Source organism: Algorimicrobium bowmanii (assembly GCF_054031195.1).
Map to the genome: position 1 here is coordinate 1,053,423 of NZ_CM132929.1, position 26,578 is coordinate 1,080,000.

The 26,578-nt window shown below is 31.5% G+C and carries 22 protein-coding genes; 10 read left to right on the forward strand and 12 right to left on the reverse strand.

The window, feature by feature from the left end; genetic code table 11:
* The first annotated feature begins 7 nt into the window (after positions 1–7).
* The 4 genes from carA to ACW5R3_RS04690 all read left to right on the forward strand — a co-directional run bounded on the left by carA (position 8) and on the right by ACW5R3_RS04690 (position 5,072).
* Positions 8–1,111, forward strand: coding sequence for a glutamine-hydrolyzing carbamoyl-phosphate synthase small subunit (gene carA, locus ACW5R3_RS04675; protein ID WP_456578460.1), 1,104 nt, complete (start codon positions 8–10; stop codon positions 1,109–1,111).
* A gap of 159 nt (positions 1,112–1,270) precedes the next feature.
* Entirely contained in the window at positions 1,271–2,566 is a 1,296-nt protein-coding gene (eno, locus tag ACW5R3_RS04680; protein ID WP_456578461.1) for a phosphopyruvate hydratase, read from the forward strand.
* A 215-nt stretch (positions 2,567–2,781) separates the two neighbouring features.
* On the forward strand, positions 2,782–4,068 hold the full coding sequence (locus ACW5R3_RS04685; RefSeq protein WP_456578462.1) for a citrate synthase: 1,287 nt from the start codon (positions 2,782–2,784) through the stop codon (positions 4,066–4,068).
* A gap of 89 nt (positions 4,069–4,157) precedes the next feature.
* Positions 4,158–5,072 (forward strand): dimethylarginine dimethylaminohydrolase family protein, encoded by a 915-nt coding sequence (locus ACW5R3_RS04690; RefSeq protein WP_456578463.1) that lies wholly within the window; start codon positions 4,158–4,160, stop codon positions 5,070–5,072.
* A 213-nt stretch (positions 5,073–5,285) separates the two neighbouring features.
* Here ACW5R3_RS04690 and ACW5R3_RS04695 read toward each other — a convergent pair whose 3' ends face one another.
* The 3 genes from ACW5R3_RS04695 to lysS form a co-directional block, all read right to left on the reverse strand.
* Positions 5,286–5,810 (reverse strand): YceI family protein, encoded by a 525-nt coding sequence (locus ACW5R3_RS04695; RefSeq protein WP_456578464.1) that lies wholly within the window; start codon positions 5,808–5,810, stop codon positions 5,286–5,288.
* An 89-nt stretch (positions 5,811–5,899) separates the two neighbouring features.
* Complete coding sequence (locus tag ACW5R3_RS04700; RefSeq protein WP_456578465.1) at positions 5,900–7,963, reverse strand: response regulator; 2,064 nt, start codon at positions 7,961–7,963, stop codon at positions 5,900–5,902.
* 99 nt (positions 7,964–8,062) lie between these two features.
* Positions 8,063–9,757 (reverse strand): lysine--tRNA ligase, encoded by a 1,695-nt coding sequence (lysS, locus tag ACW5R3_RS04705; protein WP_456578466.1) that lies wholly within the window; start codon positions 9,755–9,757, stop codon positions 8,063–8,065.
* A gap of 145 nt (positions 9,758–9,902) precedes the next feature.
* On the opposite strand from lysS, the gene ACW5R3_RS04710 reads away from it, so the two are divergent.
* Genes ACW5R3_RS04710 through lipB form a run of 3 tightly spaced genes read left to right on the forward strand, consistent with a single transcriptional unit; the run spans position 9,903 to position 11,616 of the window.
* Positions 9,903–10,061, forward strand: a complete 159-nt coding sequence (locus ACW5R3_RS04710) for a YqaE/Pmp3 family membrane protein (RefSeq protein ID WP_456578467.1) — start codon at positions 9,903–9,905, stop codon at positions 10,059–10,061.
* A gap of 35 nt (positions 10,062–10,096) precedes the next feature.
* Complete coding sequence (locus ACW5R3_RS04715; RefSeq protein ID WP_456578468.1) at positions 10,097–10,894, forward strand: hypothetical protein; 798 nt, start codon at positions 10,097–10,099, stop codon at positions 10,892–10,894.
* Positions 10,895–10,899: 5 nt separating this feature from the next.
* A complete protein-coding gene (lipB, locus tag ACW5R3_RS04720) occupies positions 10,900–11,616 on the forward strand; it encodes a lipoyl(octanoyl) transferase LipB (protein ID WP_456578469.1) in 717 nt (238 codons plus the stop codon).
* Positions 11,617–11,622: 6 nt separating this feature from the next.
* On the opposite strand, the gene ACW5R3_RS04725 is transcribed toward lipB, so the two are convergent.
* From ACW5R3_RS04725 to ACW5R3_RS04745, 5 genes are all read right to left on the reverse strand, one after another.
* Positions 11,623–12,429 carry a tryptophan-rich sensory protein gene (locus tag ACW5R3_RS04725; RefSeq protein ID WP_456578470.1) on the reverse strand — a complete coding sequence of 269 codons (807 nt, stop codon included), beginning with the start codon at positions 12,427–12,429 and terminating at the stop codon, positions 11,623–11,625.
* 85 nt (positions 12,430–12,514) lie between these two features.
* On the reverse strand, positions 12,515–13,564 hold the full coding sequence (locus ACW5R3_RS04730) for a nucleoid-associated protein (protein ID WP_456578471.1): 1,050 nt from the start codon (positions 13,562–13,564) through the stop codon (positions 12,515–12,517).
* 100 nt (positions 13,565–13,664) lie between these two features.
* Positions 13,665–14,267: a collagen-like triple helix repeat-containing protein gene (locus ACW5R3_RS04735; RefSeq protein WP_456578472.1), complete on the reverse strand. Its 603-nt coding sequence runs from the start codon at positions 14,265–14,267 to the stop codon at positions 13,665–13,667.
* A 119-nt stretch (positions 14,268–14,386) separates the two neighbouring features.
* Complete coding sequence (locus ACW5R3_RS04740; RefSeq protein ID WP_456578473.1) at positions 14,387–14,917, reverse strand: outer membrane beta-barrel protein; 531 nt, start codon at positions 14,915–14,917, stop codon at positions 14,387–14,389.
* A 97-nt stretch (positions 14,918–15,014) separates the two neighbouring features.
* Positions 15,015–16,025 carry a Kelch repeat-containing protein gene (locus ACW5R3_RS04745; RefSeq protein WP_456578474.1) on the reverse strand — a complete coding sequence of 337 codons (1,011 nt, stop codon included), beginning with the start codon at positions 16,023–16,025 and terminating at the stop codon, positions 15,015–15,017.
* 169 nt (positions 16,026–16,194) lie between these two features.
* Here ACW5R3_RS04745 and ACW5R3_RS04750 point away from each other — a divergent pair, with 169 nt between their 5' ends.
* Entirely contained in the window at positions 16,195–16,776 is a 582-nt protein-coding gene (locus tag ACW5R3_RS04750; RefSeq protein ID WP_456578475.1) for an RNA polymerase sigma factor, read from the forward strand.
* Positions 16,769–17,488, forward strand: coding sequence for a tetratricopeptide repeat protein (locus ACW5R3_RS04755; RefSeq protein ID WP_456578476.1), 720 nt, complete (start codon positions 16,769–16,771; stop codon positions 17,486–17,488). The genes ACW5R3_RS04750 and ACW5R3_RS04755 overlap by 8 nt, the downstream gene beginning before the upstream one ends.
* On the opposite strand, the gene ACW5R3_RS04760 is transcribed toward ACW5R3_RS04755, so the two are convergent.
* From ACW5R3_RS04760 to ACW5R3_RS04775, 4 genes are all read right to left on the reverse strand, one after another.
* Entirely contained in the window at positions 17,481–20,243 is a 2,763-nt protein-coding gene (locus ACW5R3_RS04760; RefSeq protein ID WP_456578477.1) for a CHAT domain-containing protein, read from the reverse strand. The genes ACW5R3_RS04755 and ACW5R3_RS04760 overlap by 8 nt on opposite strands.
* A 63-nt stretch (positions 20,244–20,306) precedes the next feature.
* Positions 20,307–20,954: a hypothetical protein gene (locus ACW5R3_RS04765; RefSeq protein WP_456578478.1), complete on the reverse strand. Its 648-nt coding sequence runs from the start codon at positions 20,952–20,954 to the stop codon at positions 20,307–20,309.
* Between the two features lie 117 nt (positions 20,955–21,071).
* Positions 21,072–23,504, reverse strand: coding sequence for a ribonuclease HII (locus ACW5R3_RS04770; protein ID WP_456578479.1), 2,433 nt, complete (start codon positions 23,502–23,504; stop codon positions 21,072–21,074).
* Between the two features lie 65 nt (positions 23,505–23,569).
* Positions 23,570–24,169, reverse strand: a complete 600-nt coding sequence (locus ACW5R3_RS04775) for a ribonuclease HII (RefSeq protein ID WP_456578480.1) — start codon at positions 24,167–24,169, stop codon at positions 23,570–23,572.
* A gap of 69 nt (positions 24,170–24,238) precedes the next feature.
* On the opposite strand from ACW5R3_RS04775, the gene ACW5R3_RS04780 reads away from it, so the two are divergent.
* A complete protein-coding gene (locus ACW5R3_RS04780; RefSeq protein ID WP_456578481.1) occupies positions 24,239–26,209 on the forward strand; it encodes a putative porin in 1,971 nt (656 codons plus the stop codon).
* Positions 26,210–26,578: the final 369 nt, after the last annotated feature.

Sequence of the window (26,578 nt, forward strand, 5' to 3'; positions counted from 1 at the left end):
TTAACGAATGAAATATAACAAACGAGAAAAAGCCATAGTTCTATTAGCAGATGGAACCATCTTCCATGGCAAATCAATTGGAAAAAAAGGAACAGCTTTTGGCGAAGTATGTTTCAATACAGGAACAACTGGTTATCAAGAAATTTTTACAGATCCTTCATATTACGGACAGCTTATGGTGACTACCAATGCTCACATTGGTAATTACGGTACACATTCAGACGAAATTGAATCTGATTCTGTTAAAATATCTGGTTTAATATGTAAGAATTTTAGTTTTAACTATTCTAGACCATCAGCAGAAGAAAGCTTAGAGTCTTTTTTTGAGAAGCAAAATGTTTTAGCTATTTCAGATGTAGATACACGGGCATTAGTGAGTTACATTCGTGATAACGGTGCTATGAACGCTTTAATATCTACTGAGGTTGATAATATTGATGCTCTTAAAGAGCAGTTAGCAGAAGTACCAGCTATGCATGGTTTAGAATTAGCTTCAAAAGTATCTACTAAAGAACCGTATTTTTATGGTGATGAGAATGCTACGTATAAAGTAGCTGCTTTAGATATAGGAATTAAAAGAAATATTCTAAAGAATTTAGCAAAACGCGACGTTTATATTAAAGTATTTCCATTTAACGCTAAGTTTGAAGATTTAGAAGCTTTTAATCCAGATGGTTATTTCCTATCTAATGGTCCTGGAGATCCAGAACCACTTGTAGAAGCGCAAGCTTTAGCTAAAGAAGTTATATCTCGAAACTTACCGTTATTTGGTATATGTTTAGGTCACCAGGTTATTGCATTAGCAAATGGTATTTCAACATATAAAATGCATAACGGGCATCGTGGTATAAATCACCCTGTTAAAAACTTATTGACATCCAAAGGCGAGATTACATCTCAAAATCATGGATTTGCTATTAATAGAGAAGAAACAGAGCAGCATCCAGATATTGAAATTACACACATTCATTTAAATGATAATACGGTAGCAGGTATAAAAATGAAATCTAAAAATTGTTTTTCTGTTCAGTATCATCCTGAAGCTAGCCCTGGACCAAATGATGCAACTTACCTTTTTGACCAGTTTATAGAAAACATCAAGAATAAATAACATATACAAACCTCAAAGAAATAGCTTTTTCTTTGAGGTTTATTTATTACGAAATCCATGTCGTAAAAAATTATCATAATACGTTCAGATAATGCTTTACATAGTTAAATGATTTCGTAAATTTACAATGCTAATTTTTTAAAACTAAAAACGAACCTTATGAGCATAATAATAGATATTCACGCAAGACAAATTTTAGATTCACGTGGTAATCCTACTATTGAAGTAGATGTTACAACAGAAAATGGCTTCCTAGGCCGTGCTGCAGTACCTTCAGGTGCTTCAACCGGAGAACATGAAGCTGTAGAACTAAGAGATGGCGGTGAAGCTTTTATGGGTAAAGGCGTTACTAAAGCCGTTAAGAATGTTAATACTATTATAGCTCAAGAACTTTTAGGAACTTCTGTATTTGAACAAAACAGTATTGATCAAATCATGATTGAACTAGACGGTACACCAAATAAATCAAATTTAGGAGCTAACGCTATCTTAGGTGTATCATTAGCTGCTGCTAAAGCCGCAGCAAATGAATTAGGATTACCACTATACAGATACATAGGAGGTGTTTCTGCTAATACGCTACCAGTACCGATGATGAATATCATTAATGGTGGTTCTCATAGTGATGCTCCAATCGCATTTCAAGAATTTATGATCATGCCTGTTAAAGCCAAAAACTTTAGTCACGCCATGCAAATGGGAACTGAAATTTTTCACCATTTAAAAAAGGTATTACACGATAGAGGTTTAAGTACAGCTGTAGGTGATGAAGGTGGATTTGCACCAAATTTGGAAGGTGGTACTGAAGATGCTTTAGATACTATTAAAAAAGCTGTTGCTAACGCTGGTTACACATTTGGAGATGATATCATGATAGCTTTAGATTGTGCTTCTGCTGAGTTTTACGTTGACGGAAAGTATGATTACACGAAATTTGAAGGAAGTACTGGCCAAATAAGAACAAGTAAAGAACAAGCCGACTATTTAGCAGAATTATGTGCTAAGTACCCAATAATATCTGTTGAAGATGGTATGGATGAAAATGACTGGGAAGGCTGGAAGTACTTAACAGAATTAGTAGGAGATAAAGTGCAATTAGTAGGTGATGATTTATTTGTAACAAACGTTGAACGTTTAGCAAAAGGTATTGAAAACGATACGGCTAATTCCATTCTGATAAAAGTTAACCAAATAGGAACACTAACAGAAACTATAGCTGCTGTAAACATGGCTCATAATGCAGGTTATACATCTGTTATGTCTCACCGTTCTGGAGAAACAGAAGATAATACAATAGCTGACTTAGCTGTAGCTTTAAATTGCGGACAAATTAAAACAGGTTCAGCTTCTAGAAGTGATCGTATGGCTAAGTATAATCAATTATTAAGAATTGAAGAGGAATTAGGAAGTGTTGCTTATTTTCCTAAAAATAAAGCGTTTAAAGTAAATAAATAAGATTTTTACTCACGATTGTGCTATGAATTTCCTTAGTATTAATCATAAATATTATCAGCGATTATTAGGTATCTAATAATCGCTGTTTTTTTTAATCAATTTTTCCAATGTTATTATTGATAAAACCTTGTTAATACACTTTAAAAATAGGTAGATATTTCGTATTTTCGTGAACCTTAATGAATAGAATTAAATAATAATAATTAAATAGATATATGGCAAACACAGCTACTTTAGAAATTAATGGCGAAAAGCATGAATTTCCTTTAATAATAGGAACAGAAAATGAAGTTGGAATAGATGTTAAAACTTTAAGAAGTTCAACCAATGGAGTTGTTACTATTGATCCAGGTTTTAAAAATACAGGCTCTTGTCAAAGTGCTATTACTTTTTTAAATGGTGAAAAAGGTATTTTAAGGTACCGTGGATATTCTATAGAAGAACTTGCTGAAAAAGCTGATTTCTTAGAAGTTGCTTATTTATTAATTTTTGGAGAGTTACCAACACAAGAGCAACTAGAGAAGTTTCATTTAGATATTAAAGAACAATCAGTTGTTGATGATGATGTTCGTAAAATTGTAGATGCTTTTCCTAAGTCAGCACATCCAATGGGTGTTATTGCTTCTTTAACAAGTGCATTAACAGCTTTTAACCCATCTTCTGTTAATGTAAACTCAGAAGAGGATATGTACAAAGCTATTGTTAAAATTCTAGGTAAATTTCCAGTGTTAGTAGCTTGGACATTTAGAAAGAAAAATGGATTGCCACTAGATTACGGAGATAAGAATTTAGGTTATGTTGAAAATATCTTAAAAATGATGTTTAAGCAACCTAATGAAGAATATCAATTTAATGATGTTGTTGTTAATGCTTTAGATAAATTATTAATTCTTCATGCAGATCACGAACAAAACTGTTCTACATCTACAGTTAGAATTGCAGGTTCATCTCACGTAGGTTTATTTGCATCGCTTTCTACTGGTATTTCTGCTCTTTGGGGACCACTTCATGGTGGTGCTAATCAAGCTGTTTTAGAAATGCTTGAAGCTATTAAAGAAGATGGTGGAGACACTAAGAAATTTATGGCTAAAGCTAAAGATAAAAACGATCCTTTCCGTTTAATGGGCTTCGGACATAGAGTTTATAAGAATTTTGATCCTAGAGCTAAGATTATCAAGAAAGCAGCCGATGAAATTTTAAATGATTTAGGTGTTGAAGATCCTATCTTAAATATTGCTAAAGCTTTAGAAAAAGAAGCTTTAGAAGATTCTTACTTTGTAGATAGAAAATTATATCCAAACGTAGATTTCTATTCAGGAATCATTTACAGAGCTATGGGAATCCCAACAGATATGTTTACAGTAATGTTTGCATTAGGTCGTTTACCAGGTTGGATTGCTCAATGGCGTGAAATGCGTTTAAATAATGAACCAATTGGTAGACCTCGTCAAATTTATGTTGGTGAGAACACAAGACCTTTTGTTTCAAAAGATAACCGCTAATTTTTAAAACATAATATTAAAAGCTTCATTTTTTATAGATGAAGCTTTTTTTTGCGAAATAATTAACCTCGAAATTTAGTTAAAAGTATATGATAAAGCTTAATGTAAATAATGAAACCTCTCGTTTACGAGCGGTTGTTTTAGGTATAGCTGAAAGTAACGGTCCAACTCCTTTAGAAAGTGAAGCCTATGACCCAAAATCAATAGAGCATATTAAAGCAGGTACCTATCCAGTAGAAGCCGATATGGTTAAAGAAATGAAAGCGGTTGAAGCCGTTTTTGATAAATATAATGTAACGGTTTACAGACCTAAAACTATAATAGATTGTAACCAGATTTTTACCAGAGACATAGCTTTTGTTATAGGTGATACGCTTTTTAAAGCTAATATTCTCCCTGATAGAGAAGAAGAGCTGGATGCTGTCCAACATGTTATTGATCAATTAGATCCGAATAAAGTAATTAGGCCACCAGAAGCTGTACATGTAGAAGGTGGAGATGTCATGCTTTATAACGATCATATTTTTATCGGTACCTATAAAGGAAGCGACTATAAAGACTATATAACGGCTCGTACCAATATGGAAGGTGTTCAATTTATAAAAGAATTTTTTCCGGATAAAATTGTAAAGGAATTCAATTTAGCAAAGTCAAATACAGAGCCTCGTGATAATGCTTTACATTTAGATTGCTGTTTTCAGCCAGTAGGAAAGGGTAAGGCTATCATTTATAGAGGTGGATTTCTTGAAGAAGCTGATTATTTGTACTTAGTTAATTTAATAGGAGAGGAGAATCTCTTTCATATCACACGTGATGAAATGTATAATATGAATAGTAATGTTTTCTCAATTTCGGAAGATGTTGTAATATCTGAAAAGAATTTCACACGACTTAATACATGGTTGCGTGAATCAGGTATTACGGTTGAAGAAGTACCTTATGCTGAAATAGCTAAACAAGAAGGCTTATTACGTTGTAGTACTTTACCGTTAATCCGTGATTAAATCTTTTTTTTAAGACATACCATTTTCTGGTTTTACTAGAAAACATCTTTAATACATTTAAAAGCACCTAATTAGTCTCTTATAATAGTTAAATATACGTACTTCACGTTTATGCTATTTCAGATTTATTTAGGTGTTTTTTTATACACGATATATTTGTACGTCAAAATAAGAAGTTTTTATAATACAATTAATGTTTCAGTATTAATAGGACTAATTGATATAACAGATAATTGTTACAGTTGCTGTTTCTCCAACACGAAACGAACCAAAATCAGGTCCTATGTTATAATCGTATCTATTTATTGTTAGCTGTCCTTTAAATGTGTTTTGTTCAAAAGTAAAAGGAATCGTAACTTGATTTGTTATCCCGTGCATATTGATATTTCCAATTACTTCATAGCCTTCTGCAGTTTTGTTAACCGAATTAGAAATAAAACATATTTTAGGGTAAGCAGCAACATCAAAATAATCTTCTGATTTTAAATGCGTATCCCGGTTTTTATTTCCCGTTTCTATAGAGGCAGCACTAATGCAAATATTAAAATTAGCTTTGCTAAGAGTTTCTTCGTGGAAATTGAAATCACCTTTCATGTCTTTAAATGTTCCAGATACTTTAAAAATACCGCCTGTTGAAATTTTAAAAGTTACTTCAGATTTATCGTTATTGATCTGCTGTGCTTGCGAGACTAAAGACATACATAAAAAGCAAATTATAACGAAACAAGATGTTTTCATTCTATATGTGTTTTTTTTAATGAGACCTGTATTAAAAATACAATTTTAAAAAGTATTTTACAGTATATAGAAAAAGGTATTGCTTAATTTTATGAAAGATAAGTTAATATAAGCTTGTATAAACGTTCTTTGGTAAATGGTTTTGTAATATAATTGGTCATTCCGCTATCTAATGCTTTCTGTATAGCTGTTGATGTAACATTTGCCGATAAGCCAATAATAATAACTTCTGAATCTTCCTGTCTTATGATTTCAGTTGCCTCATAGCCATCCATTTCAGGCATATGTATATCCATTAACAACAAATTATAAGTATTTGATCTAAATTTATCAATTGCCAATTGCCCATTTGAAACGGCATCTACTTGAATGTCTACATCCTCTAAAAGCTTTTTTAATACTAGAACATTAACTTGATTATCATCTACTACTAAAACTTTCAAATGTGGTAATTTTAAATTCTCATAGGTTTCTTTTATTGTAAATGAGTCTTCTTCACTAATTGGTAATAATGCCGTAAAAGTAAATTCACTTCCTTCATTCAAGGCGCTTTTTACACTAATAGATCCTCCTAGAAGTTCGGCAAATTCTTTACTGATAGCTAAACCTAATCCACTGCCTTCATGTTGTTTTTTAAGACTATTTTCTATTTGTGTAAATCTATTAAATATAGCTTTTAGTTTGTTTTGAGATATTCCAATGCCGGAATCTTTAATTCTAATGATAATACGTAATTTATCATCTATTTTTTCTTCTTCATAAAATATTTCAATGCCGCCATTTGTTGTAAATTTTAGTGCGTTTTTTAAAATATTGGTTATAATTTGATTGTACTTACTTAAATCACTAAGCACATTGTGGTTATTATGTTTAATGATGTTTAAACTTAAACCTAGTCCTTTTTCTTTAAAATGATATTCATAAGTATTGGATAATATTTGGAGTTGTATGACTGGAGAAAATATTTTTTTATTCAAAATCATTTTTCCCGATTCTATTTTATGAATTTCAAGAATGTCATTAACAATAGCTAACAGGTTATTTGAAGAATTATCCATATGCGCAATATACTCTTGTTCTTTAGTGCCAAGATTACTGCTTTTTAAAATTTGTATAAATCCAAGTATAGCATGTAAAGGTGTTCGAATTTCATGACTCATATTAGATAAGAAGTCTGTTTTTGATTTCGATGCATTTTCTGCTTTAAGTTTCTGTAAGTTCAGATGTTTATTAACTGCAGCCAATTTCTTATTGATATTTAAAACACGTTTTGTGGCTTCAAGTGCTTTTAGGTAGAAATATATAAGCATGCTAATCAAGAATGCGAGTATAATACCAAATATTAATGTGTAATTTATAAAAGTACGTTTGTTGGTAAAGAACAATAAATCATTTGTTGGGTATAAATTTAGATGCCAATAATAATTATTTAAACGTTTAACGTCTAATTGTTGTTTGTAAATAAAGCTAGGGTCCGTTTTAGCTTTATTTTGCATATTATGATTATAAATTAAAGTGCCTTTATTGTCATAGATTTCTATGGCATAATCTTTAAGCTGATTTGCGAAATCAGTAAAATCATAAGTAAAATCCATACCAGCAGTAACAGTTCCCTGAAACTTATTATTATAATATGTAGGAATATCTACTAAGAACGCTTTGCCTCCTTGTGTTAATTCAGACCAGGGTGTTATGTTAATGGTACTATCTTTACTATGTAGCAGCCAATCGGTATTTCGGTACGCTATTTTTGAGATATCTAAATTTAATGCTGATTCATTGCCTTTTAAAGGATTTATCTTTTTTATAATCATTGAGCTATCAATCCATTCAATAAAGCGTATAGCTTGTGATTGTTCAATAACCCGATTAGCATCGAGATCCCAGAATTCATGATAACGTCCTTCAGTAAATTCTAATCTATGTTTGAGATTTGCAACCTTAACAATTTCTTCAGTTATAATGGTCGTGAATTTTTCAGAACTAATTTCTCCCGTTTGTTGTATTTGCTGTTTTGCCCATACTTGGTAGTCCTCTACAGATTTATCCCAAAGGGTAAATACAAGTATGGTAGTAAAAATAAACGCTAAGAATGGTAGTAAAAATGTTCTTTGAACAATTTTATTATAAATACTAGATATTAGGACTTCCATGGGACTTTAATGAAGTGCTAAAGTATCAACTAATTATATATAAAAAAAAAAACTGCTTGAAAAACAGTTCTTTTTAAATGTATTAATATGTTAAATCTTCTATTTTGTTTCTACAAAAAGTCCAGAATCGGTTTTTTCAACTGAAGCAACTTTATTTTTGGTTAAGTCTTTAATAGCTTTATCCCATTTTTTATTACTCAATCCGGAATTTTCTTTTAAATCGGTAAGTGAAATTTTACCTGATTTTTTTAATATGGCTAAAACGGCTTTTGCATCTTCACTAATGGCTAGCGGTTTTTTCTCGGGTCTCATTTGTGGGAAAAATAGAACTTCTTGAATAGATTGGTTGTTTGTTAAAAACATGATTAATCTATCCATTCCTATTCCCATACCTGATGTAGGAGGCATACCGTACTCTAAAGCACGTAAAAAGTCGTAATCTATAAACTCGGTAGCTTCATCGTCACCTTTAGCAGATAGTTTTAATTGTTCTTCAAAACGTTCACGTTGATCTATAGGGTCATTTAATTCAGAATAAGCATTGGCAATTTCTTTACCACATACCATTAATTCAAAACGTTCTGTTAGTTCTGGATTATCTCTATGCTCTTTACAAAGCGGGCTCATTTCTTTAGGGTAATCGGTAATAAAGGTTGGTTGTATATAATTCCCCTCACACTTTTCTCCAAAAATCTCATCAATTAGCTTTCCTTTACCCATGGTTTTATCAACAGATATTCCCATGTTTTTAGCTGCTTCAAAAATTTCTTCCTCTGTTTTACCGGTAATATCGAAACCAGTAAAATGTTCAATAGATTCAGCCATAGTAACGCGTGCATATGGTGCTTTAAAATCTATTTCATGTTCTCCAAAAGTAGCTTTAGATGTTCCGTTTACAGCAATGGCACAATGTTCTAATAATTGTTCACAGAAATCCATCATCCAATTGTAGTCTTTGTAGGATACATAAATTTCCATAGCCGTAAATTCAGGATTGTGTGTACGATCCATACCTTCGTTACGGAAGTTTTTAGAAAATTCATAAACACCATCAAAACCACCAACTATTAAACGCTTTAAATATAACTCATTAGCTATTCGCATATATAAAGGAATATCTAAACTGTTATGGTGTGTAATAAATGGTCTAGCGGCAGCACCTCCAGGTATTGGTTGTAAGATTGGTGTTTCAACTTCAAAATAACCAGCATCGTTAAAAAAGTTACGCATGGCATTAAAAAGTTTGGTGCGTTTAACAAATACCTCTTTTACATGCGGGTTAACTACTAAGTCAGCATATCGCTGTCTGTAACGCTGCTCCGGATCGGTAAAAGCATCATGAATTTTTCCTTCAGCATCCTCACGTGGTTGTGGTAATGGTTTTAGTGTTTTACATAGCAATGTAAAATCTTTAACCATAACTGTTTTTTCACCAACTTGAGTTGTAAATAATTCGCCTTCTAAGCCTATAAAATCACCAATATCTAATAGTTTTTTATAAACTGTATTATATTTGGTTTTATCATCACCAGTGCAAATTTCATCTCTATTAAAATATACTTGAATTCGCCCCTCGCTATCTTGGAGTTCTGCAAAACTTGCATTTCCTTGTATACGTCGCGACATTAATCGACCAGCAATAACAACCTTTTTTCCTTCAGCAAAATTTTGTTTGACCTGTTTAGAAGTTTCCTCTACAGGAAATAAATCTGCTGGATATGGGTTTATTTCTAGCTCACGTAATTTTGCAAGCTTTTCTCTTCTTACAATTTCTACCTCTGATAACTGCGACATATTCTTTATTAAATAAGTTATTTTTTTGAAGCAACAAAGATAATTACTATTCGTTAGGATTTCAATATAATGTAGTGAAAATCACTGTAACATTTTTATGCTTTTGGTTACCTATAATAACATCAATCAATAAATCAAGATTACTATGAGTTTATGGCGTGTTTTACTAGCTATTTTTTGTCCACCGTTAGCGGTTTTAGATAAGGGCTGCGGTTCTATTTTAATTGTATTCATTTTATGGATATGTGGTTGGGTGCCAGGTGTTATAGCGGCACTCGTTATTTTAAATAACCCTAAAACATAAATGTCGTACCTTCGTGTCCTAAAATTTATGATACTATGTCGCGTTTTTATGTGCTATTTATTTGTTTGTTAACCCTGATATTTTCGAGTTGTAATTTTACGGAAGAGATTACTTTTAAACCTGATGGTTCGGGTGAGTTTATTATGCATTATGACATGAGTGAAGTTATGGGGATGCTTAAAGAGATGGGAGGTGAATCTTCTGAAGACGAGAATAAGGAAAAACAAAAGCTAGATAGTGTTGTTTATTTTAAAGATCTCTTATCTGAAAAAGCAGATAGTATTTCACAGCTGCCTCAAGCCGAACAAGACAAACTTAAGGACTTAAAGGATATTATTATAAAAATTAAAATGGATGAAGAAACTGGAGCTTTCGACTTTGGATTTGGATCTACTTTTAGTTCATTAGATTCTTTACCTCAAGCTTTAGAGAATATTGATAAGGCTAAACAATTTAATTCGAAAGATAACCAACAGTTTTCAAAACTTGAGACTAGTGCTGTGGCGAAGTCGGCTAAAAATATGCTTAATTATTTAGATTACTCTTATGATGGAAAACGGTTTTCGCGAAAATTAAAAGACGACTATAAAAAGTCTAAAGCCGATTCGGATGCACTTAAAGCTGAAATTGAATCTATGGGAGCAGACTCCAGAGAAACTTTTGAGAGTATGACTTATACGTTAGTTTATAGTTTCCCGAAACCTATAAAAAAAGTTTCTAATAAAAAGGCTATAATTAGTAAAGACCGTAAAACGTTACGACTAACATTGAACTTTTTAGAAATGTTTAAATCGCCAGAAAGCATGAATCTTCATGTGGTATTAAAAGACTAGTTGTTTTGAATAAAAAAATTGAATTACAAGAATTAGGTCAACGTGACTATAAGGAAACATGGAATTATCAAGAAGATTTATTTAAGCATGTTGTAGATGTAAAGGTTAAGAATAGGAGAGAGAATGCAAATTTAGAAACACCTAATTATTTTTTACTGGTTGAGCACCCACATGTTTATACACTTGGTAAAAGTGGTGACATATCTAATCTTTTAATTTCTGAAACAGAATTAGAAGCAAAAGGGGCTACGTTTTATAAAGTAAATAGAGGAGGTGATATAACCTATCACGGACCCGGACAAATTGTAGGGTATCCAATTTTAGATCTAGAAAATTTTTTCACAGACATTCATAAGTATCTACGTTTACTAGAAGAAATGATAATTCTTACCCTAGCCGAGTATGGTGTTAAAGCAGAACGTAGTCCTGGAGAAACAGGTGTATGGCTTGATGTAGGTACGCCGTTTGCAAGAAAAATTTGCGCTATGGGTGTACGTGCTAGTCGCTGGGTGACAATGCATGGTTTTGCATTAAATGTAAATGCCGATTTAGGCTATTTTGATAACATGATTCCTTGTGGGATTCGCGGTAAAGCTGTCACGTCTTTACATGTGGAATTGGGCAAAAAACATGTTGATGAAGCCGAAGTGAAAACAAAATTATTGAAACATTTTACCGAATTATTTGAAGCAAATTTTATTGCTAAAACCGTTACATCTTAATTGTAACTAGTTTAATTCTTTTTTAGAATAGGCCTTAAGTTTTAAAAAAGGATTGGTAGATCGGTTTTTAAAACCATGAATTCCTGAACTTATAATTAATATTATAGCTGCAATTATAGCCGTAATATAAATAGTTTGTTGTTCAGGTTTATTGGCAACGGCAATAGCTGTTAAGGCCCATGCGCCAACTAATGCAAACTCTCTCATGTTACGTTTCCAAGTTACAATTAGGTTAATAGCTGTGGCTATTCCAATCATAATTACAGTCCAAGTAATCGGTGATAGCCCAAAGCCATTCCAATTATTCTGTTTTAAAACTGCCGATACATTTGCAATACTTGCTACAGTTATCCACCCACTATAAAATGTAAATGGCCACCACAAAAAAGCTATGGTAGAAATAGGAGCATCCCAAAGTTCCATGTCAGTTTTAATGACTATCCTAAGTATGGCAGCTAATAGTATTAAGATCAATACACATGATAAGGTTGTATAGCCATAAATCCAAGCTAGTACCCAAGCGCTATTGGCAAGGCATGATATTACAAAAGACCATCCTATTTTCAATATAAAATCGTCATTCTTAACTTGTGTAAACAAACTACGACTTTGGTAAACAATAAAGCCTATTAGTAGTAGGTAGATAAATCCCCAAATAGAAAAAGCATATCCAGCGGGTGTAAATAAAGTGTTAAGTGATTTTGATACATCACCTATAGTAGTATTGTTTAGATAACCAGTATTAGATAAGTAGTTTATAAATATGGTAACTACTAAAGCGAGTATATTGCTTATTTGTAATGTTCTTTTCATGATCTTGTATTTAAATGCATTTAAATTTAAAGAAAACCTGAAAAGATATTAATCCAATAACTAAAAAATTGGTCTGTTATATCCGTTAATCTTCAGCATTAAAAAATACTTTGTAATAAAACATTTTCTTTTCTTCATCATACCCACGTGTTAGGTATTCGCTAGAAGCATCAGGCGCATCGATATCTAATTTAATTTGAATGTTTGTATCGAGCTTAATTTCAGTTTTTAATTTTTTCTTCTCTTTATTAACTACCAAGTCAGATATATCAAATTGATTTCGGATAACTAGGTTTTTATCACCTTCAAAAGTTTTCTTATAATCGTCAAATAAAGCTTTGTGTTTATCCTCTTCAAACAATTCTTCTTTGAAGTTTTCAACGTTTACTACTTCATGCTCTTTAAAGAAATCTACCGTTTTGGCAAGGAATGTATTTTGCTCCTGGTTTCCGTAGGATGTTTTTAAAATATCTTCAGAAAAATCTTTACATAATTCAATATACTGTTGGGTATGACTGTTAGCATCATCAGCGTATTTAATATTTAAAAAGTGATTGGTCCAATATTGCGTATCATAATTATTGTTATCCGCACTAAAAATAATACGTCCTTCCGTGTCACTTTGGTTTAAAATTAAACAGCCCTTATCAACCTTTTTACTGCTAATTCCTTTTTGTACTAAAACATCGTAACTGTTATCTTCTAAATAGGTTTGAAAGAAGTTGATTTTGTTTTCAATTTTAAAAATACCAATAGCATTGGTTGTCATTTCGTTAAACTCAATACCTTCAAAAAGAACAATGATAACATCGCCCGTTTTTATTTGTGCAGAATTTGATTGCTCAAATAAATGTTTAACAATATGCTGAGAGGTTTCTATAAAATTATCTTCGTCAGCAAATATTTGAGAGCTATAAGTATTTATTTCATTAAGAGAAATATCCGCATGATGATTAAAACGATAGGATTGCACCGCAGAACCAAATGGACGTAGTAAAAAAGGAAGCATTAGTTCGTAACTGGCTTCATCAAAAATAACTTCTTTTTCGGAAAAAGCGTTTTTAGTACTGTTGTGTTTATTTCCAACTTTATGGATTATACATTTGGAAATGGATGCGTTTTTACGTGAAATCATAGTCTTAAAATTCAGATTACAATACTAATCATTTCAAGGCAAAAAGGCATAAAAAAACCGAAGCTTTTAACTTCGGTTTTTAGGGAATTGTTAGGAAGGATTATAATTCTAGATTGAAATGATTTATGACTTCTTCATAGGTCATTTTAAAATAATTAAGGTTGGACGTTTTTCCAGAACCACTTGCAGGAATAATGATGTATCTGTATTCAGCAATTCCAGGACCACCAAAGGTGCCAGGGTCTCCAGAGCCACTTACATTTCGCATTTTAATAGTTAAGTCGTTTATGCTATAGCGAAAAGAAACTGTTTGTCCATCAGGATCAGTTCCTGTTATGTTCTCCGTATAAGGTAACATATAGTTTTGTGTTTCTGTAACGACAAAGCGTGTGTAAACTAATACAGTCCCATTATCAACAATATCTTGCGATATTTCAGAAACAGTTATTGGATAGCTTCTATAGTCTATGCCAAATTCATTAGTTAAAGGAGTCCAAACAGCTGTGTCAAACTCTATCCAGCCAGAGCTAATAACATTTGCGTTTCCATCTTGACCATCTGATCCAGCTGGTCCTTGTGGTCCAGGTGCGCCATCATTGCCATCTTCTGGTGAGCAAGAAAAACTAAAGGCTACTAAAAAAGCAAGTAATACAAATTTCGTTTTAGACATCATTGTTTGAATTGTTTTTGAATGTGTTTTCATAATTGTTATTTTTAGTTTGTTTTTATTTAATGTGTTTAATTTCTAAAAGGTTAACACCTAGATTTAAATGTGATTTATTTTTACTTTATTATTGAAGACTAATTCAAAGCATTATAGTTTTAAAGCTGTAGTAGTACGCCAGCATTAATAATAATTTGCTCATAATCACTAACCACATACTTAGGTTCCAAATACACACTTAGTTTTTCTGAAAATTTCCATCTACCACCTGCGCCTATATTTACACCAAATGCGCTGTCACTTACTTCATAGGTGTCATAATAAAAACTATAATAGGATACACCAGTTTTGTAATTTGAGTAATTGGCTCCTATAAGTGGGTAAACTTGAAGTTTACTTTCAACAAGGTCAAAATTGTAATGTGCATTTAAGTCGACAGCTAATGTATTCTGATTGTAGCCATATAAGCTGCTACCAAAAAAATACGTGACACCCGGGGCAATTGCTATCGCATCTGTTATATGTAAGACGCCTTTAACTGTAATACCTGGTCCAGAAATTTTTTCATTGTATGCTAGACCTCCGCCAATAGCTATTTGTGCTTGCATGCTAATACTTGCTGCGAGTAAAAATAGACCGGTTAAAAGAAGTTTGTAATTTTTGACTGATTTTGATTTTAAATGTTTCATGTTTTTAATTATTAGATTTTAATAGTGTTTGGTTTTAATGCGATTTGAATAACAAGGGTTAACACGCATTTAATTTAATTAGCATTAATTCTGTTTTTTATAATTCCATAATTCGCCAAATCTTACCTGTTCTGCCCGCGGTTCCTGCTCTTGATCCACCAAATACCCATAGCTCATTATTAAAGATTAAGCTGAAATGACTATTAATTTCTTCAAGGGGATTACTGTTGGTATACTTAAACCAGTTTTTTAGGTCTGATGAATAATAAATGGAGTTGGTATGTTCGGCAGTAGAAGTGTGTCCGCCAATAACAAATATTTTATTATTAAAAACGGTAACCGTATGTCTTTTTAATGCTGGAAGCGTTGTACTTGTTTGTGTAACTAATTCCCAGTTTACACCATTATTACTTCTCCAAATGTCATTACTGAGTTCCGATGTAATTTTATCACCTCCAATTACAAACATCATGTTATCTTTTACAGCGGCCTTGTAACGTTTCAAAGCGGGGAAGGCATTTGTGTTTTCTGCAGTCCAATTTATAGCATCCGTAGTAGACCAAATTTGTGTGTTACCAGTATTCATATTTATACCTATAACATACATTTTGTTATTGAATACTAATGTGCTATGTCCGGAAACAGGGCCAAAAGGCGCATTTTCTAATAGTCTTGTCCAATTAATGCCATTATCGGTTACCCATATATCACTAAGTATATTATCGGCATTATCACGTCCACCAATTAAATACATTTTTCCATTATAGACACTTAAAGTATGTTCATGTCTTCCTGAGGCTGTAAGGGTCCCTTCCGTATAAACTGTTGACCAGTTAATACCATTATCACTTTTCCATAATTCATTAGTTGAATCACCTTCTTCAACATAGTCGTTGGAGCCTCCAAAAGACCATACTACACCATTAAATACGGTCATAGCATTATTGGCGAAATCTCCCATTTGATCTTGATTAGTAGTTAAATCAAATTCTAAGTTAACTGTCTGAGGTGTAGTAGGGGCTAAAACAGGTTCGTCATCAGTACTGCAATTAAACAGAACTAGCGAAGCCAAAATAATTTTAAATAAGCGATTTGTTTTACGTAACATAATTTGTGTTTTTTATGATTTGTATTACTTTATACAGGTCACGTAATAAAGGTTAACATCTAAGGTGTATTTTTTTTATAATTCAGAATACTTAGAAAAAGAAGAGGCTTTTATTAAAAAAAGTTAAATTAGCATTATGGTGTTAACCTTTTTAATTTTAGTGTATTAAATGGAAAACCAACAAGAGAACATAAGTGTAGAAGATTTAAGGCAAGGTTCCGAAACGCTATTCAGGTTTATATATGAAAGCAATCGGGATAAATTTTTAAATTTTTCTAAAAAATATACGTTATCACATAGTGATGCTGTTGATGTTTATCAAGATGCCTATATTATTTTTTATAATAATATTATGGAAGGTAAAATTGAATCATTTACAAGTTCTATTTCAACATATTTGTTCAGTATTGGTAAGTATTTAATATTTGATAAAATGAGAAAGAATAAAAAGACTACCAACCCCGATTTCGATTTGTCACTTCTTAGAGAACACGAAACGTTGGTTGATGGTCATTTAGATTTAGAAGGAAATAATTTGACCACAGAGCAAGAATTATTGAAAAAACATTTTGCGACTTTAGGTAATAAATGTCAGGAACTATTAACACTTTTCTATTATCGAGGTTTTACCATTAAAGATATAGTATCAGGAACTGAATATACAAATGAGAATGTCGTGAAAAGTACGAAGTCTAGATGTATGAAAACACTTAAAGAACGGATAAATAATAGCGGGAATACCAATGACTAATAAAGACTTACTATATTATTATTTTTCGAATAGCTTAACTAAAGAGCAGGAGCACGTTTTTAATGAACGCTTAAAAACGGATGCCGATTTTAAGTTGCAGTTTGAGTTTGAAAAAAACTTAAAAGCAGTTATTAAAAATGAAGAAAGTAAAAAGCTCAAAGTTAAATTACAAGGTTATGAAAACGAATTGCAAGCTAAAAATAAGCCAACTTATAATTATAAGTATTTAGCAGTAGCAGCCTCCTTATTAATATTGTTTGGCTGGTTTGGTTATAACACGCTTTTCAGTACTGATTATTCAAATTTATACGCAACTAATTATAATGAATACCCAAATACGGTATATACCATTACTAGAAGTGAAGATGAAAACACTTTAGAACGCCAAGCTTTTGTAGCTTATGAAACACAAAATTATAGAATTGCACTTCAGAAGTTTGATAGTATTCCGGAGCGTGAACAAAAAGAGTATGTGAAGTTTTATAAAGCGCAAGCATATTTAGGCTTGAATGAAACAAAAAAAGCAGAGCAATTATTTTTAGAAATTATAAAAGCAGATACCAAGTTTGTTGCAGAAGCTAGTTGGTATATGGCACTAATAGCAATTAAAGACTCACAGAAGGAAAAAGCCAAAGTATATCTTAAAAAACTAACACGTAATTATAGTTATAATAAAGAAAAGGCAGAAGCTTTACTTGAAGCACTTAGGTAGTGTTTTGTTTTCGGAGTTTAAAAATCAAGATTACTAATAATATACCGATTACTAAAGCAAGTAACCAATATACATAATTGGATTCTACTATAGCTTGTGTATCTCCAGATAGAACAAAAGCCGACCAATAATAAGGGTGTGATAAGGAGTTATCTTTATTTTCATTTAAAAAACGTAGTTGTGCTTTCTGTAAAGCGACCTGTTTTAAATTACCTTCAGATAAGTTTTTGTAAAAGGCATCCATTATTTTTAAAGAAGACGCGTCATTAATTTTCCACAATGTGCTACAAATACTAGAAGCACCGCTAAAGTAAAAGCCGCGTGCCAAACTAATAAAACCTTCTCCTAGATTTAAATCGCCAATACCACTTTCACATGCACTTAATGTTACTAAACTACTATTTATAGATAGGTTATATAAATCACTTACATAAAGTAGATGATTTAAATTTTTGTTTGGTTGAAAGGCCAAATACGAGTATTCCGGATGGTTATTATTTAAAACTGCATGGGTAGCAAAGTGTAATATGCCAAAATTAGCACTTTCACTATTAAAGTTCTGCAGTGTAGCTTCGTGATCTACATGAGCAGTACCTTGAAAATGCTTTAAGACTGAGGAGGCCTCTTTTTTATTATGAGCCAATGGAAGTAATCCCTCGGTTTCAGCATCATCAAAACTAGGTGCAAAAGCAAGAATATTTGAATTTGTGATTTTCTTTTGAGATAGCTGTGTCAATAATGTAGCAGAATTAGCATAGCTAATAGCATGGTTTAAAATCAGGTATTGCGTGGATCCGTTGGTAGACAATGCTGAAAAAGGTAGGTAGTTTAGTTTTCCATCTGGAATAATAATGAGTTTCTCTTTATGAATTCCATATAATGTAGATTGTAGTAACTGTTCGTACAATTGGAACGAGAGGTTGTTTAACGTATCTAAGTCAAATTTCGGATTATTTAAGGCGTTATAAACTGTGCTAATAGAATTATCTAAACCTGTATTGCGGTCAATGCGTTTAAAAACTTTGTCTTCATTGGTTATGGTAATGCTATAAATAGCCTTTGAACCATAAAAATAAGAAACAATTGCTGTTTGTGAGTCTAAAAACTTTTGAAGTTGTGATACCGAAATCACATCAGTATTATATTTTAAATTATAATAAGCTTTATATTTTGTTTCAATAGTATCAATTAGTGAGTGATAAGTTTTGGTTGTTTGAAACAAGGCATCTTCTAAATCAGGCGTTTTTTGTTGGTTAAGTTGTTTACTAATATAGTTTATTTGAGATTTTAATAGATTTTCTTTTTCTGTAATTTCATTAGGAATATTGGCATATGTAGTAGCTTGTGATGCTTGCATAGCATCCATTAATAAAACCGCTTTGCTTTTTTCAAAAAAATGAAAGGCTTTACTTATTAATGAATCTTGTTGATCTGATTGATATAAATTATATGCAGCTTCAATACCCGATTCAAAAATAGGATAGGCATTTTCAATTAAAAAGAGTTTATCTGTATTATTTTTAAAACTAGGTTTTAAACTGTCTAAAGTATTTATAGCTTGGCTTACACAAGTTAAACTTTCAGGAAATAATGATAAGCTATTTAAAGCTTTCGCTTTATTATTCTCTGTTTTTAAACGTGTACTTTGGTTAATGGTTGATGTAACGCTACTCGTTTCTAATTGTAATTGAGCCAAATTATAATACACTATGGCTTGTTCTGCTTGGTTGTGCCTAGCATGTAATAGGCCTAATTTATTATAAATTTCAGCAACATCATTATGTGGTTTGTTCTGCCACTTTTTCTGAACTAATTGTAAGGCTATTTGAAGCTCATCAGTAGCCAGTTCAAAATTATGTTCAGCCTCATTGATTTTAGATTTTGCTTCATGATAAATATACCTTTTGGGATGATTTTCAATTAGGTGATTTTTTATGACCTTTAGATAATAACGAGCGCTATCTAATTTTGCAACTTGTAAATAGTTTTCTAATAAATGATTCGCATCTGTAATAATGCTGCTGAGGTTTCCTTGGTGATTAATACTGTATTCTAATGATTTTTTAAAATATTTATTAGATGTAGCTATATCATTTTCATTTTTTAAAACCTCTGCTAATAAACTGTAAGTGCGATTAATCTTTATAATATCGTTTGCTTTCTTAATTTCTAAAAAATGAATGTTTTTTTTGTAATATGCTTTCGCTAGTTGATATTTCCCATCGTTAACATACATTTTAGCAATAAAACTATAGGCGCTTGATAATAAATCAATTAAATACATGTTTAGATCTGATTCAGCAACATCCTCAATTGACGCTATTATAGATTGAAAAGACTTTCTAGCCTGGTCATAATCGTTTAGCCTGAAATAATAGATGCCCTTGTCTAAAGCTATCGAATTTATATAGATTCTGTAATTTTCATGGTTTTTAAAGTTTCTGTTTTCTGTTATTATCAGAGAGTCTAATTGATTTAAGTTTGCACGCATTTTCTTTAAGTTGTAAAAATGGGCAGCTGTTTTATTAGAAAAACTAATACTACTAAACATTATTTCAAAGTCATCATGCTTTTGAGCTTCTTTATTTATGGCGTTAAAATAGTAGTAAGCAGAATCTTCCTGAGCATACATATGTTTGTATGCCTTGAGGTAAAAGTTAGTTATTTTAGTATTATAAATAGAATCGGTTTTGTTTTGTGCTATACTAAAATTGGTAAAACAAACTATTAGGAAAATGTATAGAATTGATTTCATATAAAAAAAGTCTTCAGAATCACTGAAGACTAATTTACAATTATTTTTCTTGAAGTTCCTGTTTTAAGGCAGGTTAACAAAGTTAACATCTATAGTATAACTTTCACTATCACTCTGTATGGTTAATAATGCATGACCAGTAAAATTTGTGCTTTCAAAATCTAATGTTTGAAAATGCCCTGTGTTTTGTGTATTTGGAATACTGTTAACATTAGGGTCCGTATTTACCGGTACTAAGTAGGATTCATCTTCGTAATCTTGAATAGAGATTAATAAATTATCGGTGCCTGGCATGTAAACTATATTTCGGATGCTATTAAATAAATCTAAACATAGGCATGGCGATGGCGATGGAGGAATAGGAGGAATCCTAGGGTTTATTAATTGAAAAGCTGTTGATGGTGAAGGTATACTAGCTATTTCACTTTCATTATCTTCAATTTCTGCATTAGCTTCATTAATGTTATCCTGAGCTTCATCATAACCAGGGTCATTAGGAGATACTTGTTCCCACACCGTGATATTGTTTTCTAAACGTATGTTCTCGGTTTGTAGATAATAAATCCTCAAATCCCCTTCGTAAACATAGTTGGTTTCTGTTAAGGGATTAGCCGTTTGTTCGTTTGATTCTTCAGGGGTGTTTTCTTCACAACTGAGAAAAGAGAAACTAAAAGCAGATAAAATGAATAGTACTAAAAGCTGTTTTTTCATAATTTTTAAAATTTAAATGTTCTTTGCTTTATTAATAGGAAGAATATTATAAAGTTAACATTTTAAAGCTAAAAATTATAGAAAACCACAAGTTTTTAAGGTTCAAGTGTTTGATTTTTAGTGTATTTCATAAATCAAAATACTGTTGTTATCTGCTTTTGTTACAAATTCAAGGTTACGTCCTTTATCAATATTAGCCATATCAATTTCCGAAGTTCCATAAACCGGGAAGTTTGGTAAAAGTTTCGCATTACTATCAAATAAGTACACTTTTTGGGTTTGTTTATCGGTTACAGAAACATATATTTTATTATTCAAGTAAAAAATATTCGGTTTGCTATAATCACCATAATCCAATTCATATGTCTTACTTTTAATAGTCAATCTATTTTCAGATAGGGCAACTAGTGTTTTGGTTGTAGTTACTAAACTATGTAAATCCGTTAAACCTAAATCTTGAGTTGCGGTGTTACCTTTAGTATCAATCGTTACTAACTTACCTGAAGTTGTCGTTGTTGCAAAACTATTATTATAAAAGTATACAGGTCCTTTAGCAAACTGGTAGTCTTTTTTAGGTGTAATACGTGTTTTTCCTACACGGTCCAAAATATATAACTTATTGGCTGTTTTGAAAATTAGATAATCTTTTCTACCGATTCTAATATGCTGAGGTTGGTGAATTAAGTTACTTGCAGCCTTCGAGAAATTAAATCCTTTAACCGATTTTCCTTTACTGTCTAACATAATAATTTCTGATCCTTGTGTTACCAATAAACGGTACTTGCGGTTACTGTCGTAATCAAAAACTGATAAAGGTTGCGTAATTGGATCATTAAATTTTAGTGGGAAAGGTTTTACTTCTTTTCCGTTTCTATCTAAAACATATAACCTGTTTGGAGTAGTGAAAGCTAACTGCAAACGACCATTTCTATACATATCCATTTGTTGAATATCACCTAAAATAGCACCTTGTAGTTGTTTCTTCCATAAAATTTTACCACTACTTGAAATCAAATACAAGTTGTTTTTTATGTCTTGTACAACAATTTCTTTCTCATTAGTAATATGGTTTGTTACTAATTGTGGTCCATTTAAAATATCGGCATCTATTTTTATGGAAGCCAATTCGCTAATTCCTTTTTCAAATGTGCGAGATTTTCCTTTTTGAATAACCGCATTTAAGTGGGCGAAATTTGTATCATATATAAACTGAATTCCAGTACTATTAAACGCACCAACTTTTAAATCTAAACTATCTTTAATATTTCTATTTATAAGAACCTCTAGGTATTCTGGACTTACAACACTTAGTATGGATGCTTCATCACTAAATTGCTCTTTTAGGTTTTTGTAATGGCTACGAGAACTAAATGTGGTTTGGTTTTTATAACTGGCTATTATGTTATGAATAAAATCAAGGTCGTCTGCAAAAACAATATAATTGTCTATTATAAAATACTTATTAGCTTGGTTAAAACTTATAAAAGGAGCGAAGGTTTTAGAAAACAAATTAGCATGACTATAATTATAGATATCAATTTCGCGGTAGCTTTCTATAAGATCCTGATCATTTAATAAAGCATCTTTAGTTATGAAAATATCTAATGAATTTAAAACGACAGCTTTATTTTGACCTTCATAAATAACACCAGCCTCAATAACATTGTCAAATAATGAGGTGGTTAGTGTAGTGTCCGTTTGCCTATAGTTGTTGAGGTTATTATTGAATAGCGGAAAATCGTTGAATGTTATACTTAAAAAGCCATCACTGTTTGCTGGGGTTATGTTTGCAAGCTTGTTTTCTTGAGGAGTTGTATTTTTAAATACATCAATTAGCTTTTTTGATGAATCGGCAGATTTTATAACACCATTTAACTTTAATGCATTCTGTTCAATATTAATGTCTACAAATAGATAATCAGTAAGGGTGTTGGTTTGTAAAGTTTCATTTATAAAAAAACTATTAACAGTTTGATCTTGTTCTTTATTTATAAAAACAGATAATTGGTTGTCGGTATCAGATGCATTAATCAATAATTCTATTTGTGGTTGTATTTTGGCATCTTCAAGCGTTTTTTGTAATAAGTTTTGACTAGAAGCGGCAATAAAAATATGGTCCTTAATAATACTAAAAACCGTTTGAGATGCTACCGTACTTTTTGTAATACTATTGTTACCGTATTTTAAGGTTTCAACGCTGTAGTTTGGTAAGGAGTCTATTTTAAATAAGTTGTCTTTAAGTGCTGTAACAACTGAAAAACCTAAACTATCACTTTTATCTTTAAACAGTGAAAGATAAACATCGTCTTCCGTTTTTAAATATTGTAAAATATCTAATTTACTTGACAGGTTTTCATAAGCAGCACTAGTGCTTAAGGTTTGTAAAAAGGCATTGTTATTAATGTTGCTTTTTAAACTTGCAATGTTTTTAACTTTAATAATGGCTGTAGCATCATTACTTAAATAATCTATTAATTTGGACTTGTTTTTTGAAGGATTGCATCCCAAAAATAACAAACCTAATATGCATAGTAGCCAAGTGTTTTTCATGTAAGTAAGAATTTATACAAACCTACATAAATAATTTAAGGCTTTAAAATGAATACTAACCGAAGTTACATTTCTAATTTCAGCTGTTCTGGTAGTAGTTTAAAGGATTTTCTATGGTATTTTGTTGGACCGTATTTACGTATAGCTTCTCGGTGTTCTTTTGTTGGATAGCCTTTGTTCTGCTTCCAGTTATACATGGGATATTCTTCGTGTATTTGTTCCATATAAGCATCTCTGTTGGTTTTGGCTAAAACCGAAGCTGCAGCTATGCTTAAATATTTAGAATCTCCTTTAATTATAGTTTCAAAAGGAACCGATTTATAAGGTTTAAACTTGTTACCATCAACAATTATAAAATTTGGTGTAGTGGTTAAAGCGTCTATGGCTTTGTGCATGGCTAAAATAGATGCATTTAAAATGTTTATTTCATCTATTTCTGCAGGTAAAATATGTGCAAAACCAAAACAAAAAGCTTCTTCTTCTATAATAGGTTTTAGTATATTACGTTTTTTTTCAGATAGTAGCTTTGAATCGTTTAAGATAGAGTTTTTAAAATCTGCCGGAAGTATTACAGCAGCAGCAGTTACAGGTCCTGCTAAACAACCACGTCCAGCTTCATCCGTACCGCATTCAAGTGAAAAATCTGAATATTGTAATTTTAGCATGTAAATTATTCTTAATATAACAAGGTTATTATAAATTGTCAATACATTTGCAAGGTCGAAAAAATAATTATGAGGAAACTAATTTTAATCGCTTTTTTAATATTTGGTGTTAATTTAATGCAAGGTCAAATAGATCAATTTGGTAATGATCAATTGCGTGAAAGAAATTCACAGTATGGCGATTCGCTTTCAAGAGGATCAACCGAAAGCACAAGTATTAAAGATATTAAAAATCCGGATGCTAAAATAGAACAGTATCTTATTATTTCACACCGAAACGATACTACTTATGTCGATACGACTTTAACCATTCAGAAAGAATATAAATTTAATTACCTACGCCGCGATAATTTCGAGTTATTACCGTTTTCTAATGTTGGTCAAACCTATAATTCTCTTAGTTACACCTATAAGAAAGATGCCTTAATGCCTTTGTTTGGTGCACGAGCGCGTCATTTTAATTATATGGAAATTGAAGATATTAATTATTATGAAGTGCCAACGCCTTTTACGGAGCTCTATTATAAAACGGCTTTTGAGCAAGGTCAGCAGTTAGACGCCTTTTTTACCGTTAACACATCAAAACAGTTAAATTTTTCTATTGCTTATAAGGGATTACGATCTTTAGGTAAATATCAACACATACTAACTAGTACTGGTAATTTTAGATTCACCACAAGTTATAAAACTAAAAACAATAGGTATATAGCTAACGCACATGTGGTAATGCAAGATTTAATGAATGAAGAAAATGGAGGCGTTCAAGATGATAATATACCGTACTTCGAATCTGGTAATCCCGAATTTATAGATAGAGGTGTTTTAGCTGTTAATTTTGAGGATGCCGAGAACATACTAGAAGGTAAACGTTTTCATTTAGATCAAGCTTATTACCTAATTAAGAAAAACGATTCCTTAGCTAATAATACACTTAGTCTTACTAATATTATCTCTTTTGAAGATAAATACTACGAGTATACACAAGATAATGAAACAGATTATTTTGGTGAGGCATTTCAGTCTTCTGATTTAAGAGACCGTGTAACACTCGAAAATTTCAATACCAAGTTTGGTGTGAATTATAATAGTCGCACTTTAGGTCAGTTAGAATTCAATCTCGGATACACTAATTTTAATTATGGATATGACCAAGTTGCGCTATTAGACGATACCTTTATTACTAATAGACTTAAAGGAGATGTTTTAGCTATCGATGGTGTTTACGATAAAACTATAAAAGGCTTTAATTTACATGCTGAAGCTGGTTTGAATATAGCGGGAGATTATGATGGTAATTATTTCTTAGGTCAGGCATCCTATCGTTTAAATGATAACCTATCATTTGGTGCGCATTTAAATCAGAATTCAAGAGCGGCTAATTATAATTTTCAACTCTATCAAAGTGTCTATACTAATTATAACTGGCAGAATAGTTTAAAAAACACCAAAACACAGCAACTAGGTTTTTTTGTTAATTCAAGTTTCTTCGGAAGCATAACAGCAAACTTTACTAATATAAACGACTACACGTATTTTATGAAAGATACGAGTGTCGACTTAGTAAAGCCATTTCAAGCAGATGAATCTATTAGTTACTTTAAGTTGAAATGGGAGAAGGGGTTTAATTTCTTTAAAAAGTTTACATTATATAATACTATCATGTATCAAAATGTACAAGATGATGGAATGATTTTTAATGTACCCGAGTTTACTACTAGAAACACCTTAGTATATTCTAATAGGTTTTTTAAAAATGCCTTGTTTTTACAAACAGGAATTACATTTAGTTATTTTAGTAGTTATAAAATGGATGCTTACGATCCTTTGCTGGCTGAGTTCTATGTGCAAAACACAGAGGAATATGGAGACTTCCCTAGGTTCGACTTTTTTATTAATGCAAAAATAAGCCAGATACGTATTTATCTTAAAGCAGAACATTTCAATTCCGCGTGGACAGGTTATGATTATTATTCAGCACCAAATTACCCTTATAGAGATTTCACGGTAAGGTTTGGAGTTGTCTGGAACTTCTTCCTGTAATAAGTTTTAATAGAACCACAAGGTTAATCTGATTACTGCTGAACTATAAAGTTTGTACTTTATATATACATAAATAGGCTAAAACAACTATTGTCTGGGAAACTAAGATGATAGTTGTTTTAGTTTATACTGTATTTAGCAATTAATACGGCCGTACAATTCTCCAAAATTCCCATATACTATATATATGTGTCCTATTAATAATAGGTAAAACACTTAAAATCGTGATGGAGTAGTAGCCGTTCCAACAAGCAGGTTATATATTATAGGTTATAAATAGGGTGAGTTATTAAAGATACACAGGTCTTCTTTAAAAAACATTATTTGTAAGTACCTGGTTAGTAGCTAATAAAAAATAAAACAGAAATA

Coding starts and splice junctions, on each gene's coding strand:
- ACW5R3_RS04765 (WP_456578478.1), bottom strand. CDS start 20,954: ATGAAAAAACAGCTTTTAGTACTATTCATTTTATCTGCTTTTAGTTTC.
- eno (WP_456578461.1), top strand. CDS start 1,271: ATGAGCATAATAATAGATATTCACGCAAGACAAATTTTAGATTCACGT.
- carA (WP_456578460.1), top strand. CDS start 8: ATGAAATATAACAAACGAGAAAAAGCCATAGTTCTATTAGCAGATGGA.
- lysS (WP_456578466.1), bottom strand. CDS start 9,757: ATGTCGCAGTTATCAGAGGTAGAAATTGTAAGAAGAGAAAAGCTTGCA.
- ACW5R3_RS04775 (WP_456578480.1), bottom strand. CDS start 24,169: ATGCTAAAATTACAATATTCAGATTTTTCACTTGAATGCGGTACGGAT.
- ACW5R3_RS04725 (WP_456578470.1), bottom strand. CDS start 12,429: ATGAAAAGAACATTACAAATAAGCAATATACTCGCTTTAGTAGTTACC.
- ACW5R3_RS04735 (WP_456578472.1), bottom strand. CDS start 14,267: ATGAAAACACATTCAAAAACAATTCAAACAATGATGTCTAAAACGAAA.
- ACW5R3_RS04750 (WP_456578475.1), top strand. CDS start 16,195: ATGGAAAACCAACAAGAGAACATAAGTGTAGAAGATTTAAGGCAAGGT.
- ACW5R3_RS04745 (WP_456578474.1), bottom strand. CDS start 16,025: ATGTTACGTAAAACAAATCGCTTATTTAAAATTATTTTGGCTTCGCTA.
- ACW5R3_RS04770 (WP_456578479.1), bottom strand. CDS start 23,504: ATGAAAAACACTTGGCTACTATGCATATTAGGTTTGTTATTTTTGGGA.
- ACW5R3_RS04760 (WP_456578477.1), bottom strand. CDS start 20,243: ATGAAATCAATTCTATACATTTTCCTAATAGTTTGTTTTACCAATTTT.
- ACW5R3_RS04730 (WP_456578471.1), bottom strand. CDS start 13,564: ATGATTTCACGTAAAAACGCATCCATTTCCAAATGTATAATCCATAAA.
- ACW5R3_RS04755 (WP_456578476.1), top strand. CDS start 16,769: ATGACTAATAAAGACTTACTATATTATTATTTTTCGAATAGCTTAACT.
- ACW5R3_RS04690 (WP_456578463.1), top strand. CDS start 4,158: ATGATAAAGCTTAATGTAAATAATGAAACCTCTCGTTTACGAGCGGTT.
- ACW5R3_RS04710 (WP_456578467.1), top strand. CDS start 9,903: ATGAGTTTATGGCGTGTTTTACTAGCTATTTTTTGTCCACCGTTAGCG.
- ACW5R3_RS04780 (WP_456578481.1), top strand. CDS start 24,239: ATGAGGAAACTAATTTTAATCGCTTTTTTAATATTTGGTGTTAATTTA.
- ACW5R3_RS04740 (WP_456578473.1), bottom strand. CDS start 14,917: ATGAAACATTTAAAATCAAAATCAGTCAAAAATTACAAACTTCTTTTA.
- ACW5R3_RS04695 (WP_456578464.1), bottom strand. CDS start 5,810: ATGAAAACATCTTGTTTCGTTATAATTTGCTTTTTATGTATGTCTTTA.
- ACW5R3_RS04700 (WP_456578465.1), bottom strand. CDS start 7,963: ATGGAAGTCCTAATATCTAGTATTTATAATAAAATTGTTCAAAGAACA.
- ACW5R3_RS04715 (WP_456578468.1), top strand. CDS start 10,097: ATGTCGCGTTTTTATGTGCTATTTATTTGTTTGTTAACCCTGATATTT.
- ACW5R3_RS04685 (WP_456578462.1), top strand. CDS start 2,782: ATGGCAAACACAGCTACTTTAGAAATTAATGGCGAAAAGCATGAATTT.